Source organism: Siccibacter colletis (genome assembly GCF_000696575.1).
Lineage (GTDB): Bacteria > Pseudomonadota > Gammaproteobacteria > Enterobacterales > Enterobacteriaceae > Siccibacter > Siccibacter colletis.
The window spans coordinates 31,997-46,092 of sequence record NZ_JMSQ01000013.1 but is presented as its reverse complement, the minus strand read 5'-3'; the positions used below and the strand labels follow the sequence as shown (position 1 = coordinate 46,092).

The window sequence follows — 14,096 nt, the reverse complement described above, 5'->3', positions numbered from 1 at the left end:
CGGATTGCGCCCCGACAATTGCAGGAAATACAGCCGCTTCTACGGGTAATTACCGACGATTCAGGCGTGAATATGAAACGAAGAGGATTAATCGAAACACGATGGGGAGGAAATCAGAAGGAAAATTAAAGGGGACAGCATGCCCCCTTTACTGGTTTTACAGCGCTATGCCATTACGCAAAGGCTTTTGGGTTCGGGCCAAAAGCGTTGGTCTGTTTTTCGCTGTCCTGGCAGAAAAAGATCAGCAGCGCGATGGCACCGATAATCGGAATAAACATCAGCAGGATCCACCAGCCGGAGCGGCCTGTATCGTGCAGACGGCGCGCCATCACACCCAGGCAAGGCAGCAGCACCGCCAGCGAGTAAATGTAGCCGATCGCCGGGAAATTAAGCATAGCGCCAATGATGCTCAGCGCGATGGAGACGATGAAAGAGATCAGAGTAAACATCCAGTACTCTTTACGACGTGCGCGGCCGCTGAACGTGGCGTATTTTTTTAAGACGTCGAGATACCAATTCATGGAAATAACCTTCCTTGTGCAAAAGCCAGACAACGTGACGAAAATCACAATAAGCGTGTGTATAAATTTGTCGATGCCTGTACTAAACGTGATAACAGATCAACGTTGAAGATGTGAGACGCGGTAGCCAGGCCGTTGCAGGGTACAGCGATATCTTGCTGTTTCAATTAGACATATATGGTAGTTGACGCCGTTCCGCTGCCATTCATGAAGGATAAATGAGCGCTTTATATTAATTTTCTCACTGGCACGCCGTCCCGATGCTGAAATTTCCATTAAGAAAGAAGATACGTCGCGCCTGATACGGCTTATTTTTTCCCGTCACGCCGTGGCCGCTTTTTTGAACAGGCAAGCACAGCGGAATAACGAGCGTTATTCGCCGCGTTTGATAAATGGCTTCGGGGTTATGAGCTGGGGCATGCACCGTTATTCTGGCAAGCAGAAATATTCAGGCAAAAAAAAGCCCCCTCATCATGAGGGGGAAGACAGGGATGGTGTCTATGGCAAGGAAAACAGGGTTGTTACTGGGAACGCTGGTTACTGCTGTAAATCTGCATCGATGACGAGCGCTGCATTTGCGCTACCTCGCGAAGCTCTTTCATGCGCTGGTCATGTTTATCATTTAACACGGCCTGCTGCTCGGGCGTTAACAGGCGGAACATCTGGTTACGGACCTTCGCCATCTCAACCTGACGAGTCACCTGTTCCTGAGCCATTTTTTCGGCCTGAGCACGCACAGCGTGTTCATCAAAATTTTCTGCGGTGACAAGGCGATGCATTGTCTCCATTTCGCTAACATTAACAGGCGGGCTTTCGTGCCGGGCCTGCTGCATCAGATCGCGCAGCTGTTGACGCTGCTGCTCGGTTAACTGAATGCCGTCGAACATATGGCTCTGGATGCTGTTGCGCGGCGCCGCCCCGTCTACCGGGTGCCAGTTATCGCCGAGAAGGGCATCAGCTGCGTGGCTAAGCGTACTCAATGCCAGCGTTGAAGCCATGACGGCAGCGGTAACTTTGCGCATCACTTGCTCCCAAATCATCTGTGCTGCGAATCAACGAGAGACAGTCTACGATTCAGGCTGCAAACATGCGTCAGGGGGTGTAAAACAACGTAAAGTCATGGATTAGCGAGCCTTGATGACGTAATTTCTGCCTCGGAGGTATTAACAATGAATAAAATCCTGTTAGTTGATGATGACCGAGAGCTGACTTCCCTGTTAAAGGAACTGCTCGACATGGAAGGTTTTAACGTCCTGGTTGCCCATGATGGCGAGCAGGCGCTCGGCCTCCTGGATGACAGCATCGACCTGCTTTTGCTCGACGTGATGATGCCGAAGAAAAACGGCATTGATACCCTTAAAGAGCTTCGCCAGACACACCAGACCCCCGTCATCATGCTAACTGCCCGCGGAAGCGAGCTGGATCGCGTGCTGGGCCTCGAACTCGGCGCGGATGACTATCTGCCTAAACCCTTTAACGATCGCGAGCTGGTAGCGCGTATCCGCGCGATTCTGCGCCGCTCCAACTGGAGTGAGCAGCAGCAGAACAGCGACAACGGCTCACCGACGCTCGAAGTTGACGCGTTAAGCCTCAATCCGGGCCGTCAGGAGGCCAGTTTTGAAGGCAAAACCCTTGAACTGACCGGCACTGAGTTCACCCTGCTGTATCTGCTGGCGCAGCATCTCGGCCAGGTGGTATCGCGTGAACATCTGAGCCAGGAAGTGCTGGGCAAACGCCTGACGCCGTTCGATCGCGCTATCGACATGCATATCTCCAATCTGCGCCGCAAACTGCCGGAGCGTAAAGATGGGCACCCGTGGTTTAAAACCCTGCGTGGCCGTGGCTATCTGATGGTCTCCGCTTCATGACAGGCAGCCTGACCGCACGAATATTTGCGATCTTCTGGCTGACGCTGGCGCTGGTGTTGATGCTGGTTCTGATGTTACCCAAGCTCGACTCCCGCCAGATGACTGAGCTGCTCGAAAGCGAGCAGCGTCAGGGCATTATGATTGAGCAACACGTTCAGGCGGAGCTGGCAAGCGATCCGCCGAATGATCTGATGTGGTGGCGCAGGCTGTTCCGCGCCATTGACAAGTGGGCGCCGCCGGGCCAGCGTCTGCTGCTGGTCACCAGCGAAGGCCGCGTGATTGGTGCCGAACGCAACGAGATGCAGATCATCCGCAACTTTATCGGCCAGTCTGACAACTCCGATCATCCCCAGAAGAAAAAGTATGGCCGCGTTGAGCTGGTCGGCCCGTTCACCGTGCGCGACGGGGAAGATTACTATCAGCTTTACCTGATTCGCCCTGCCAGCAGTTCCCAGTCTGATTTCATCAACCTGCTGTTTGACCGCCCGCTGCTGCTGCTGATCGTCACTATGCTGGTCAGTTCACCGCTGCTGCTGTGGCTGGCATGGAGCCTCGCACGCCCGGCGCGCAAGCTAAAAAATGCGGCGGATGAAGTGGCCCAGGGTAACCTGCGCCAGCATCCGGAGCTGGAATCTGGCGCGCAGGAATTTAAGGCTGCCGGCGCGAGCTTTAACCAGATGGTGACTGCCCTGGAACGCATGATGACCACTCAACAGCGGCTGCTGTCTGACATCTCGCATGAGCTGCGTACGCCGCTCACCCGCCTGCAACTGGGAACCGCGCTGCTGCGCCGCCGCAGCGGTGAGAGCAAAGAGCTGGAGCGTATCGAAACTGAAGCGCAGCGTCTCGACAGCATGATCAACGATCTGCTGGTGATGTCGCGCAACCAGCAAAAAAACGCGCTGGTGAGCGAAACGATGAAAGCGAATCAGCTCTGGAGCGAGGTGCTGGATAACGCCGCCTTCGAAGCCGAGCAGATGGGCAAATCGTTTGAAGTCGCCTATCCGCCCGGACCCTGGCTGCTGTACGGCAACCCGAATGCGCTGGAAAGCGCGCTGGAAAACATCGTACGTAACGCTCTGCGCTACTCGCACACCAAAATCTCGGTGAGCTTCTCGGTGGATAAAGATGGCGTCACCATCAACGTTGATGACGACGGCCCAGGCGTCAGCCAGACCGATCGCGAACAGATCTTCCGTCCGTTCTACCGCACCGACGAAGCGCGCGATCGCGAGTCAGGTGGTACGGGGCTTGGCCTGGCGATTGTCGAAACCGCTGTTCAGCAACATCGGGGCTGGGTAAAAGCAGATGACAGCCCGCTCGGCGGCCTGCGTCTGACCATCTGGCTACCGCTCTACCGCCGCTCCTGACCCGCAGCGCCTCTGTTACAGAGGCGCTGCGTCTGGTTTGTCCTGCTCGCTAATTCTGCTATTCTGCGCCCCTCAAAATGGGGGTCGTATGCTGAATATCGTCTTGTTTGAACCTGAAATCCCGCCGAATACCGGCAACATTATCCGCCTGTGCGCCAATACCGGGTTTCGCCTGCACCTGATTGAGCCGCTGGGATTTACCTGGGACGATAAGCGTCTGCGCCGCGCCGGGCTGGATTATCATGAATTTACCGCCGTGACCCGCCATAAAAACTATCAGGCGTTTCTTGAGGCAGAAGATCCGCAGCGCCTCTTTGCCCTGACAACCAAAGGCACGCCGGCGCACAGCGCGGTGTCGTATCAGGCAGGTGATTATTTACTGTTTGGCCCGGAGACGCGTGGACTGCCCGCATCGATTCTGGATGTGCTGCCCGCGCAACAGAAGATCCGTATTCCGATGATGCCGGACAGCCGCAGCATGAACCTGTCAAATGCGGTATCGGTGGTGGTATATGAGGCGTGGCGCCAGCTCGGATATGCCGGCGCGGTGTTGAGAGACAGCCTGTAGGCCAGCGCAGCGATAAGCAACATGGTGCGCGAAAAAGCTTAAATCCCGTCGCCGTACTCGAAGCCGTGGTTGATACCGTTGAAGTGCTGATCCATATCCATCGAGGGTTTATCGCTTTCCGGTTTACCAACGATGCGCGCCGGAACGCCAGCTGCCGTGGTATGCGGCGGTACCGGTTGCAGCACCACGGAACCCGCGCCAATCTTCGCCCCGCGCCCAACTTCGATGTTGCCGAGAATTTTCGCACCGGCACCAATCAACACCCCTTCGCGAATTTTAGGATGGCGATCGCCGCTGGTTTTACCGGTTCCGCCCAGGGTTACCGACTGCAGTATAGAGACATCGTCTTCCACCACCGCCGTTTCGCCGATCACAATGCCGGTGGCATGATCGAGCAGGATCCCACGGCCAATAGTCGCCGCCGGATGAATATCGACCTGGAACGACACCGACACCTGGTTTTGCAGGAAAATTGCCAGCGCCTGACGTCCTTCTGCCCACAGCCAGTGACCAATGCGATGCGCCTGCAACGCGTGGAACCCTTTCAGATAAAGCAACGGCGTGGAGTATTTATCCACCGCCGGGTCGCGGGTGCGCACCGCCTGAATATCGCAGGCCGCCGAGGCAATCATCTCCGGATCGGCAGCATAGGCTTCTTCAACTACTTCGCGAATGGCGATGGCTGGCATGATGGGTGAAGCGAGTTTATTTGCCAGCATGTAGCTCAGTGCACTGCCGAGGTTTTCATGTTTGAGCAACGTCGCATGGTAAAAACTGGCCAGCATGGGCTCACAATCCGCCAGCGCACGCGCTTCGGCTTTGATATTGTTCCAGACCAGATCCAGTTCTTCACACGGCATTGCTTTCTCCAGAAAAAATCAGAGCGCCCGGTAATCTCAGGTTACCGGTACGCGAGCACTACGGGTTATGACGACGACGTGCGCCGCCTGGTTTAGCGCGGCGACAAGCAGAAGCGCGCGTTACTGTGCGCTGCGCTCATCCTTACGTGTTCGGCCAAGCAGCGTTAATGCTGCCTCGCGCGCGTTTTTTCCGCAATACAATACCTGATAAATTTCCTCGGTTATTGGCATTTCGACACCGTAACGCGCCGCCAGCTCCCGAACCTCTTTGGTATTGCGATAGCCTTCAACCACCTGGCCGATTTCCTGCTGAGCAGTGTCCACGTCCATCCCCTGCCCCAGCCTCATGCCAAAGCGGCGGTTGCGGGACTGGTTGTCGGTACAGGTAAGTACCAGATCGCCAAGACCCGCCATCCCCATGAAGGTAGTGGGATCGGCACCCAGAGCGCTGCCCAGACGCGACATCTCGGCAAGACCGCGGGTAATCAACGCGGTACGCGCGTTCGCGCCAAAACCGATGCCATCAGACATACCGGCACCGATAGCGATAACGTTTTTCACCGCGCCGCCCAGCTGAACGCCGATAAAATCGGGGTTGCTGTACACGCGGAAGCTTTTACCGCAGTGCAGCAGCTGCTGCAGATCCTCGGCAAAGGTGTTGTCGGTCGCGGCCAGTGCAATGGCGGTTGGCAGCCCGGCGGCAAGTTCTTTAGCAAACGTCGGTCCGGAAATGACCGCCAGCGGAATAGCGTCGCCCAGAACTTCACGCGCGACGTCCTGCAGCAGACGGCCGGTCTCAGCCTCAAGCCCTTTGGTCGCCCAGACGATGCGGGCATCGGGGCGCATCAGTGGTTTAATCTGCTGCAGCACCTTACCGAACACATGACTCGGCACCACCACCAGAATATCGCGGCTGGCAGCCAGCGCGGTAGCAAGCGAGCTTTCCAGATGGAGAGAGTCAGGAAACGGAACGTCAGGGAGAAACGCGGCGTTACAGCGATCGGCCTGCAGCGTAGCGATATGTTCAGGAGAGTGGCCCCAGAGTACGACCTGGTGACCATTTCTTGCCAGGGTAATGGCAAGAGCGGTGCCGTACGAGCCGGCACCGATGACTGTCATTGAAGCGTTAATGGCGTTCATCAGGCATCCTGATGTTCTTGCACACCTTCGCCTGATTGCTGTTGCAGATAGTTCATGAACAGCGCATCAAAGTTAACCGGCGCAAGGTTCAGCTGCGGGAAGGTGCCGCGTGATACCAGGTTAGTGATGCATTCACGGGCATACGGGAACAGAATGTTCGGGCAGTACGCACCCAGGCAGTGCGCCAGCTGGGTACCTTCGATACCGCCAACGGTAAAGATGCCAGCCTGCTGCACTTCGCACAGGAATGCGGTATCACCTTCAACGGTCGCCGTCACGGTCACGCGCAGCATGACTTCGTAAACGTCTTCTCCAAGCTGGTTGGACGCGGTATCCAGGTCCAGTTTTACTTCCGGCTGCCAGTCCTTCTGGAACACCTGCGGAGCGTTCGGTGCTTCGAAAGAGATATCCTTGGTATAGACACGCTGAATCTGGAACGCCATCTCTGTGCTGTTTTGTTCTGACATAGGTAAACCCTTTATTTATATCCTTAAAAGTGCCTGACGGCCGGTTTTATCGCAGCAGTGGATCGAGCCCGCCACGCGCATCCAGCGCATGTAAGTCATCGCAACCGCCAATGTGCTGCGCATCAATGAAAATCTGCGGCACCGTCGTACGGCCACTACGTTTAATCATCTCTTCCCGTTTTGAAGCGTCACCGTCAATGCGGAACTCTTCGTACGTCACGCCTTTGCTGTCCAGCAGCGCTTTCGCACGGTGGCAGTAAGGGCAGGTGACTTTGGTATAGATTTCAATATTGGCCATGACTGTACCTCTGTTGTTTTATTACTTGCCGCGAACCAGCGGCAGGTTTTCACTACTCCAGCCGGCAACGCCTTCTTTCAGCACGGATACGCGCTCGAAACCGGCTTTATGCAGCGCCGTTGCCGCGTCGTTCGCGGACATACCGCTGGCATCAACAACAATAATGGGGTTGGCTTTGTGCTTCTCAAGCTCGCCCAGGCTACCGTTTTTAATATCGTTCGGCAGCAGGTTGATGGCGCTGGCGATATGGCCCTTGCGGAAGTCGTCACGCTGGCGAATATCAACCACAACGGCGTCTTCTTTGTTAATCAGGTGCGTTGCTTCACCACGGGTGATGGTCTTCACCTTAGAGGTGAGGCCTTTGAATGTGGTGTAAATCACCGCCGCCAGTAACGCAATCCACGCGATACTAAGTATGGGATGACGGCCAACGAATTGCATAATTTCTTGCATGGGGGGTAATGACTCCCGACTAAGTGAAAAAACCAGGTGAGGAGTATACCTGCGCGTTGTGTTAATTACAGCCAAAGAGCGACAGGATATGCATTTTCTGCGGCGCGTTACGAAAAATTACGCTGTCCTTTGTTGGGCACCTTGCCCTGCGGCGCGTTTCTTTGATCTCCTGCGGCTATGCGCCAAAAAGCGCTGTAGTAAAGTTACGCCAATTTTTTCCCTTTTGAGCGCAGAGGTAGTGCAATGTCGGCTTCAAAAAAACCTATGGTGCTGGTGATCCTCGATGGCTACGGCTATCGGGAAGAGCAGCAGGATAACGCAATTTCCCAGGCGAAAACGCCGGTGATGGACCAGCTGTGGGCCGCGCGTATGCATACGCTGATTGATGCCTCCGGGCTGGAAGTCGGTCTGCCGGACCGTCAGATGGGCAACTCCGAGGTCGGCCACGTTAACCTCGGCGCAGGCCGCATCGTGTATCAGGATTTAACCCGCCTCGATGTTGAAATCAAAGAGGGTACTTTCTTCCGTAATCCGGCGCTGACGGGCGCGGTAGATAGCGCCGTGGCGACGGGTAAAGCCGTTCACATCATGGGCCTGCTCTCTGCTGGAGGCGTTCACAGCCACGAAGACCACATCATGGCGATGGTTGAACTGGCTGCGGAGCGCGGCGCGGAGAAAATCTATCTGCACGCGTTCCTCGACGGGCGTGATACGCCGCCGCGCAGCGCCGCATCGTCGCTTCAGCGCTTTACGGATAAATTCGCACAGCTCGGTAAAGGGCGTATCGCTTCCCTGATCGGCCGCTACTACGCCATGGACCGCGATAACCGCTGGGATCGCGTTGAGCTGGCTTACGATCTGCTGACCCAGGCGAAAGGCGCATTCACCGCAGATAGCGCGATCGAGGCGCTGAATGCTGCCTACGCGCGCGATGAAAACGATGAGTTCGTCAAACCGACGGTGCTGCGCGCTGCAGGCGAATCCGACGCTGCCATGCAGGATGGCGACGTGCTGATTTTCATGAACTTCCGCGCCGACCGCGCACGCCAAATTACCCGCGCGTTTGTGAACGCTGACTTCGATGGCTTTGCGCGTAAAAAAGTGGTGAAGCTGGCGGACTTCGTGATGCTTTCTGAATACGCCGCAGACATAGCCGCTTCCTGCGCCTATCCGCCCACCGCGCTGGTCAATACCTTTGGCGAGTGGATGGCGAAACGTAACAAAACCCAGCTGCGTATTTCTGAAACCGAGAAATATGCCCACGTCACCTTCTTCTTTAACGGCGGCGTTGAAGCCTCGTTCCCGGGCGAAGACCGCATCCTGATCCAGTCTCCTGACGTTGCGACCTACGACCTGCAGCCGGAAATGAGTTCGGCCGAACTGACGGAAAAACTGGTTGCCGCTATCAAGGGTGGGAGCTACGACGCCATCATCTGTAACTATCCGAATGGCGATATGGTAGGTCACACCGGCGTGCTGGAGGCAGCGGTAAAAGCAGTAGAGGCGCTGGATGCCTGCATCGCGCAGGTGGTTGATGCTGTCCAGTCGGTTGGTGGGCAGTTACTCATTACCGCCGATCATGGCAACGCCGAGCAGATGCGCGATCCGGCTACCGGCCAGGCGCATACTGCGCACACCAACCTGCCGGTTCCGCTGATCTATGTTGGCGAGAAAGGCGTTCGGGCGGTGGAAGGCGGCAAGCTGTCCGATATCGCACCCACCATGCTGGCCCTGATGGGTGAGGAAATCCCGCAAGAGATGACTGGTAAGGCGCTGTTCATCGTGGAATAATCCCTCGTATGAGGGGAAAGGCGATTTTATCAATAACATGGGCCACGAAAGCGAACCGGTTTTCCGTCAGGCCTCTGATCTACGCCAGCGCACTCAGCGCTGGCGTATTGCTGTGCGCCATTCCCGCCCACGCTGACGATCGCGATCAGCTCAAATCTATTCAGCAGGACATCGCGGAAAAAGAGCGTGCCGTCCGCCAGCAGCAGCAGCAGCGCGGAAAGCTACAGGAACAGCTCAAATCCCAGGACCAGGCTATCGCAGCGGCCAGCCGTCAGCTGCGGGAAACCGAAGCAACGTTGAAACAGCTTAATGCCCAGGTGGCAGAGCTGAATGCCTCGGTCGCGAAGCTTGAGAAGCAAAAAGCCGTGCAGGAGAGTAATCTCGCCGCCCAACTTGATGCCGCGTTTCGTCAGGGCCAGCACACCGGCCTGCAGCTCATCCTCAGCGGTGAAGAGAGCCAGCGCGGCCAACGGTTACAGGCCTATTTCGGTTACCTCAACGAAGCGCGCCAGGAAACCATCGCCCAACTGAAGCAGACGCGTGAAGAAGTGGACGCGCAAAAGCGCGAGCTGGAGGGGAAGCAAACCCAACAGCAAACGCTGCTTTACGAACAAAAAGCGCAGCAGGCAAAGCTTGAGCAGGCGCGGGCCGAGCGCAGAAAAACCCTTTCCAGCCTTGAATCCTCTATTCAGCAGGGCCAGCAACAGCTGAGTGAGCTGCGCGCCAACGAATCGCGTCTGCGGGATCGTATTGCCCGCGCCGAAGCCGCGGCAAAAGCCCGGGCGCAACGCGAAGCGCAGGAAGCGGAGAAAGTACGTAATCGTCAGAAAGAGGCGACGCGTAAAGGCACTACCTATAAGCCAACTGAAAGCGAGCGCTCACTTATGTCGCGCACCGGCGGTCTCGGATCGCCGCGCGGTCAGGCGTACTGGCCCGTCCGGGGGTCATTGCTGCATCGTTATGGCGAACAGCTCCAGGGTGAGCTACGTTGGAAAGGGATTGTAATCGGTGCGTCAGAGGGCACGGAAGTGAAAGCCATTGCTGACGGACGCGTGATCCTCGCCGACTGGCTGCAGGGGTATGGGCTGGTAGTGGTCGTGGAACACGGTAAAGGCGATATGAGCCTCTACGGTTACAACCAGAGTGCGCTGGTCAACGTTGGAACTCAGGTTCGCGCAGGCCAGCCAATCGCGCTTGTCGGTAGCAGCGGTGGACAGGGTAGACCATCACTCTATTTCGAAATCCGTCGTCAGGGACAGGCAGTTAATCCGCAACCATGGCTGGGAAGATAAGTTTTGCCTCATTTTCGTCACCTTTTTGTCGCCGTCGTCAGTTCAGTGCTGCTGATCCCTCCGGTTTTTGCAGGCAAGCTCGCTATTGTTATCGATGATTTCGGCTATCGCCCGCAGAACGAAAATCATATTCTCGCCCTTCCCGCCGCCGTTTCCGTTGCCGTGCTTCCCAATGCGCCCCACGCCCATGAAATGGCGACCAAAGCACACCAGGGCGGACATGAAGTACTCATTCATTTGCCAATGGCACCGCTCAGTAAGCAGCCGCTGGAAAAAGATACCCTGCGCCCGGACATGAGCAGCAACGAAATCGATCGCATCATCAGCGACGCGGTGGCGAAAGTGCCGCATGCCGTGGGGTTGAACAACCATATGGGCAGCGCCATGACGTCCAGCCTGTTTGGGATGCAGAAGGTGATGCAGGGTCTGAGCCGCTATAACCTCTACTTTCTCGACAGCATGACCATCGGCAACAGCCAGTCGATGCGTGCGGCGGCAGGCACCGGCGTAAAGGTCATCAAGCGCAAAGTGTTCCTCGACGATACCCAGAACGAGGCGGATATTCGCGCGCAGTTCAATCGTGCTGTCGCCCTGGCGCGGCGTAACGGTTCGGCCATTGCGATCGGCCACCCTCACCCTTCCACGGTGCGCGTGTTGCAGCAGATGATTTATAACCTGCCGGCTGACATCACGCTGGTCGCGCCGAGCAGCCTGCTGAACGAGCCGCAGGTCGATACCTCAACGCCAAACCGGCAACCGCCGGCGCAGACGCCGCAGCCCACACCGCGTAATCCGTTCAAAGGGGTACAGCTTTGCAAGCCGAAGCAGCCGCTGGAGCCGGTCTATGCCGGACGTTTCTTTGCGGTGCTAAGTGAAAGCATTGGACAGAGTGCGCTGGTGAAATACCTGGAGCACCAGTGGAAAGGCTGGGGTAACAAACAGAGCTAATGCACGTAGCAAAAAAAAACGGCCCGGCGGGGCCGTTTGTCGTTTTAGCGTACGCGGATCGGGCGTCGCGCGGTGCGCCGGGCAGCGATACGCTTATCGCGCCAGCTATTGAGACGATATGACCAGAGTACGGCCTGATAACCCAGTTTCAGGCTGCGTACGTTTTTCATCATGCGCTTATACATTCCCGACGAGAAAATATCGGCAATAATAACCTGTTTGATGTCTGGATCCTTTTCTTTGCGCACCGCGTGGCAAACGCGCAGTGCCTCGCGAGTAACCTGCTCGCGGAACTCTGGATAAATGGGGATCTTAGCGGCGTAATCATTATTCAGCTTATCTAACAGGCGGGTGATTTTAATATAGTGACGCTGATAATGTGCGTTCTTCGCGCCCTGACGCTTTAAACGACTAACGGACTGATTGTGGAGGAAATATTTATAATACGCCTCCTGGGTATAACGCGCGCGACGGGCGTTAAACATAAATTCTGTCGTCCAGACAATATCCTGATGGTGCAGGCCGGGAACGAATTTCAGGTTCAGCTCACGAATAAGGCTCAGGCGATAAACCCCCATCCATACTACGTGCGTCCAGCGGCGCGTCGCCAGCGCTTTACGTAGCCACTCCGGCCCGGTCAGTACGCCAGTGGACGTAAGACGGTCTGTAGGGATTGAGAGCCAGGTATGACCGGAAGTGCGATCGCTCCAGTCGGCATTGCACTGTGCTACATCGAGATCGTCTTGCAGCGCCATGCCCATCAGAGTTTCATACATGCGCGGATAGAGCAGATCGTCGGCGTCGACAAAGGCCACGTATTCTCCGGTCGCTACGTCCAGCCCGCGGTTGCGGGCGACCGATGCACCGGCATTCGCCTGGTGGAGCACGCGGATATTCGGATGAGCGTCGGCGTAAGCCTGTGCTATTTCGGCTGAATTATCGGTCGATCCGTCGTTTACGATGATGATTTCAAGCGCCGTCCAGGTTTGCGCAAGCAAAGAATCCATGCAGGCCGGGAAGTGTTCCGCAGCGTTGTACAGTGGAATAATGACACTGAGTTTCGGGCTATCATTCATAAATATTTATTATCCGGTTTTACCAGTTTGATGACGTTATGTTTTATCTGCTTAACCTTAGAGAATTATTAAGTGAGAAAGTTTTGTCGTCTGAGGATTTATTTCTCACGCAACGCTCCGCATTAATTAAATAACGCCCACTAATAATTAAAACCTGCTGATGACATCACGCGTTATGACTCATCATAAAGCCTGCCAGAAGGCCTCTCCATCAGAGTAAAGCGCAATTAAGTAATATTTATGACATTGACAATAATTTACGAATTACCCCTCGAAATTAAGATTACTCTTTTTTATTTAATTATCAGAAAAGCCCTGGAATAATTGCATAAACTATTCGAGATAAATTCGAGATAAAACGCTGTGCTAACTCGTTACTATAAATAGCAAAAGGGCCGGAAGCCGGCCCTTTTTGTTAATTCCAGTTAAGAATAACTTTCCCAGACTGGCCCGAGCGCATGGCATCGAACCCCTTCTGGAAGTCATCAATCGGGAAGTGGTGCGTGATTAGCGGCGTCAGATCCAATCCGGACTGAATAAGCGCAGCCATTTTGTACCAGGTTTCAAACATCTCGCGGCCATAAATCCCTTTGATAAACAGCCCCTTGAAGATGACTTTATTCCAGTCAATGGCCATATCCGACGGCGGAATACCCAACAGCGCGATACGCCCGCCGTGGTTCATGGTATCCAGCATGGTGCGGAACGCTGGCGGCGCGCCGGACATCTCCAGCCCAACGTCAAAGCCTTCGGTCATGCCCAGCTCGTTCATCACATCATGCAGATTTTCATGCGCCACGTTAACCGCACGGGTGACGCCCATTTTACGCGCCAGTTCAAGGCGGTATTCGTTGACGTCAGTGATCACCACATTACGCGCGCCGACGTGTTTTGCCACCGCCGCCGCCATAATGCCAATTGGGCCTGCACCCGCCACCAGCACGTCTTCCCCGACCAGGTCGAAGGAGAGCGCGGTATGTACCGCATTGCCGAACGGGTCAAAAATCGCAGCCAGATCGTCGGAAATATTGTCAGGAATTTTGAAGGCGTTGAACGCCGGGATCACCAGATATTCGGCAAAGCTGCCCGGACGGTTAACACCCACGCCCACGGTGTTGCGGCACAGGTGAGTACGTCCGCCGCGGCAGTTGCGACAGTGGCCGCAGGTGATATGGCCTTCACCGGAAACGCGATCGCCAATGGCAAAGCCTTTCACTTCCTGACCAATGCCGACCACTTCGCCCACGTATTCGTGTCCGACCACCATCGGCACCGGAATGGTTTTCTGAGACCATTCATCCCAGTTATAGATATGCACATCCGTGCCGCAGATGGCGGACTTGCGGATTTTAATCAGCAGATCGTTATGCCCGACTTCCGGTTTCGGCGCATCGGTCATCCAGATGCCTTCTTCCGCTTTCAGTTTCGCTAATGCTTTCATTCC

15 protein-coding genes are annotated in these 14,096 nt (G+C 55.6%); 6 read left to right on the top strand and 9 right to left on the bottom strand.

What is annotated here, in order from left to right; all coding sequences use genetic code 11:
* Window positions 1-173: 173 nt before the first annotated feature.
* Window positions 174-521, bottom strand: a complete 348-nt coding sequence (locus tag ET34_RS0114760) for a DUF805 domain-containing protein (protein WP_031523314.1) — start codon at window positions 519-521, stop codon at window positions 174-176.
* Window positions 522-1,042: 521 nt separating this feature from the next.
* On the bottom strand, window positions 1,043-1,543 hold the full coding sequence (gene cpxP, locus ET34_RS0114755; RefSeq protein WP_031523313.1) for a cell-envelope stress modulator CpxP: 501 nt from the start codon (window positions 1,541-1,543) through the stop codon (window positions 1,043-1,045).
* A 147-nt stretch (window positions 1,544-1,690) separates the two neighbouring features.
* Between cpxP and cpxR the strand changes: the two genes are divergently transcribed.
* From cpxR to trmL, 3 genes are all read left to right on the top strand, one after another.
* Window positions 1,691-2,389: an envelope stress response regulator transcription factor CpxR gene (cpxR, locus tag ET34_RS0114750; protein WP_031523310.1), complete on the top strand. Its 699-nt coding sequence runs from the start codon at window positions 1,691-1,693 to the stop codon at window positions 2,387-2,389.
* The gene (gene cpxA, locus ET34_RS0114745) at window positions 2,386-3,759 is read left to right on the top strand and encodes an envelope stress sensor histidine kinase CpxA (RefSeq protein ID WP_031523308.1); all 1,374 of its coding nucleotides are present in this window, start codon (window positions 2,386-2,388) and stop codon (window positions 3,757-3,759) included. Before cpxR ends, cpxA begins: the two co-directional genes overlap by 4 nt.
* Before the next feature lie 88 nt (window positions 3,760-3,847).
* A complete protein-coding gene (gene trmL, locus ET34_RS0114740; protein ID WP_031523306.1) occupies window positions 3,848-4,327 on the top strand; it encodes a tRNA (uridine(34)/cytosine(34)/5-carboxymethylaminomethyluridine(34)-2'-O)-methyltransferase TrmL in 480 nt (159 codons plus the stop codon).
* Window positions 4,328-4,365: 38 nt separating this feature from the next.
* Here the strand turns inward: trmL and cysE are convergent, their stop codons facing one another.
* The 5 genes from cysE to ET34_RS0114715 form a co-directional block, all read right to left on the bottom strand.
* Window positions 4,366-5,187 carry a serine O-acetyltransferase gene (cysE, locus tag ET34_RS0114735; RefSeq protein ID WP_031523304.1) on the bottom strand — a complete coding sequence of 274 codons (822 nt, stop codon included), beginning with the start codon at window positions 5,185-5,187 and terminating at the stop codon, window positions 4,366-4,368.
* A gap of 120 nt (window positions 5,188-5,307) precedes the next feature.
* Window positions 5,308-6,327 carry an NAD(P)H-dependent glycerol-3-phosphate dehydrogenase gene (gpsA, locus tag ET34_RS0114730; RefSeq protein ID WP_031523302.1) on the bottom strand — a complete coding sequence of 340 codons (1,020 nt, stop codon included), beginning with the start codon at window positions 6,325-6,327 and terminating at the stop codon, window positions 5,308-5,310.
* Window positions 6,327-6,794 carry a protein-export chaperone SecB gene (gene secB, locus ET34_RS0114725; protein ID WP_031523300.1) on the bottom strand — a complete coding sequence of 156 codons (468 nt, stop codon included), beginning with the start codon at window positions 6,792-6,794 and terminating at the stop codon, window positions 6,327-6,329. The genes gpsA and secB overlap by 1 nt, the downstream gene beginning before the upstream one ends.
* A 46-nt stretch (window positions 6,795-6,840) precedes the next feature.
* Window positions 6,841-7,092 carry a glutaredoxin 3 gene (grxC, locus tag ET34_RS0114720; RefSeq protein ID WP_031523298.1) on the bottom strand — a complete coding sequence of 84 codons (252 nt, stop codon included), beginning with the start codon at window positions 7,090-7,092 and terminating at the stop codon, window positions 6,841-6,843.
* A 21-nt stretch (window positions 7,093-7,113) separates the two neighbouring features.
* Window positions 7,114-7,545, bottom strand: a complete 432-nt coding sequence (locus tag ET34_RS0114715; protein ID WP_031523296.1) for a rhodanese-like domain-containing protein — start codon at window positions 7,543-7,545, stop codon at window positions 7,114-7,116.
* 243 nt (window positions 7,546-7,788) lie between these two features.
* On the opposite strand from ET34_RS0114715, the gene gpmM reads away from it, so the two are divergent.
* From gpmM to ET34_RS0114700, 3 genes are read left to right on the top strand one after another with little or no spacing between them, the layout of a single operon-like run.
* Window positions 7,789-9,336 (top strand): 2,3-bisphosphoglycerate-independent phosphoglycerate mutase, encoded by a 1,548-nt coding sequence (gene gpmM, locus ET34_RS0114710; protein ID WP_031523294.1) that lies wholly within the window; start codon window positions 7,789-7,791, stop codon window positions 9,334-9,336.
* A gap of 32 nt (window positions 9,337-9,368) precedes the next feature.
* Entirely contained in the window at window positions 9,369-10,628 is a 1,260-nt protein-coding gene (gene envC, locus ET34_RS0114705) for a murein hydrolase activator EnvC (protein WP_236633876.1), read from the top strand.
* A gap of 3 nt (window positions 10,629-10,631) precedes the next feature.
* Window positions 10,632-11,576: a divergent polysaccharide deacetylase family protein gene (locus tag ET34_RS0114700; RefSeq protein WP_031523291.1), complete on the top strand. Its 945-nt coding sequence runs from the start codon at window positions 10,632-10,634 to the stop codon at window positions 11,574-11,576.
* A gap of 44 nt (window positions 11,577-11,620) precedes the next feature.
* Here the strand turns inward: ET34_RS0114700 and ET34_RS0114695 are convergent, their stop codons facing one another.
* Both ET34_RS0114695 and tdh read right to left on the bottom strand, forming a co-directional pair.
* A complete protein-coding gene (locus ET34_RS0114695) occupies window positions 11,621-12,652 on the bottom strand; it encodes a glycosyltransferase (RefSeq protein WP_031523289.1) in 1,032 nt (343 codons plus the stop codon).
* Window positions 12,653-13,067: 415 nt separating this feature from the next.
* On the bottom strand, window positions 13,068-14,093 hold the full coding sequence (gene tdh, locus ET34_RS0114690; RefSeq protein WP_031523287.1) for an L-threonine 3-dehydrogenase: 1,026 nt from the start codon (window positions 14,091-14,093) through the stop codon (window positions 13,068-13,070).
* Window positions 14,094-14,096 lie beyond the last annotated feature (3 nt).

What these genes read in the sequence shown, in the direction of transcription:
- ET34_RS0114760 (WP_031523314.1), bottom strand. Translation starts at nt 521, where the DNA reads ATGAATTGGTATCTCGACGTCTTAAAAAAATACGCCACGTTCAGCGGC.
- cpxP (WP_031523313.1), bottom strand. Translation starts at nt 1,543, where the DNA reads ATGCGCAAAGTTACCGCTGCCGTCATGGCTTCAACGCTGGCATTGAGT.
- cpxR (WP_031523310.1), top strand. Translation starts at nt 1,691, where the DNA reads ATGAATAAAATCCTGTTAGTTGATGATGACCGAGAGCTGACTTCCCTG.
- cpxA (WP_031523308.1), top strand. Translation starts at nt 2,386, where the DNA reads ATGACAGGCAGCCTGACCGCACGAATATTTGCGATCTTCTGGCTGACG.
- trmL (WP_031523306.1), top strand. Translation starts at nt 3,848, where the DNA reads ATGCTGAATATCGTCTTGTTTGAACCTGAAATCCCGCCGAATACCGGC.
- cysE (WP_031523304.1), bottom strand. Translation starts at nt 5,187, where the DNA reads ATGCCGTGTGAAGAACTGGATCTGGTCTGGAACAATATCAAAGCCGAA.
- gpsA (WP_031523302.1), bottom strand. Translation starts at nt 6,327, where the DNA reads ATGAACGCCATTAACGCTTCAATGACAGTCATCGGTGCCGGCTCGTAC.
- secB (WP_031523300.1), bottom strand. Translation starts at nt 6,794, where the DNA reads ATGTCAGAACAAAACAGCACAGAGATGGCGTTCCAGATTCAGCGTGTC.
- grxC (WP_031523298.1), bottom strand. Translation starts at nt 7,092, where the DNA reads ATGGCCAATATTGAAATCTATACCAAAGTCACCTGCCCTTACTGCCAC.
- ET34_RS0114715 (WP_031523296.1), bottom strand. Translation starts at nt 7,545, where the DNA reads ATGCAAGAAATTATGCAATTCGTTGGCCGTCATCCCATACTTAGTATC.
- gpmM (WP_031523294.1), top strand. Translation starts at nt 7,789, where the DNA reads ATGTCGGCTTCAAAAAAACCTATGGTGCTGGTGATCCTCGATGGCTAC.
- ET34_RS0114695 (WP_031523289.1), bottom strand. Translation starts at nt 12,652, where the DNA reads ATGAATGATAGCCCGAAACTCAGTGTCATTATTCCACTGTACAACGCT.
- tdh (WP_031523287.1), bottom strand. Translation starts at nt 14,093, where the DNA reads ATGAAAGCATTAGCGAAACTGAAAGCGGAAGAAGGCATCTGGATGACC.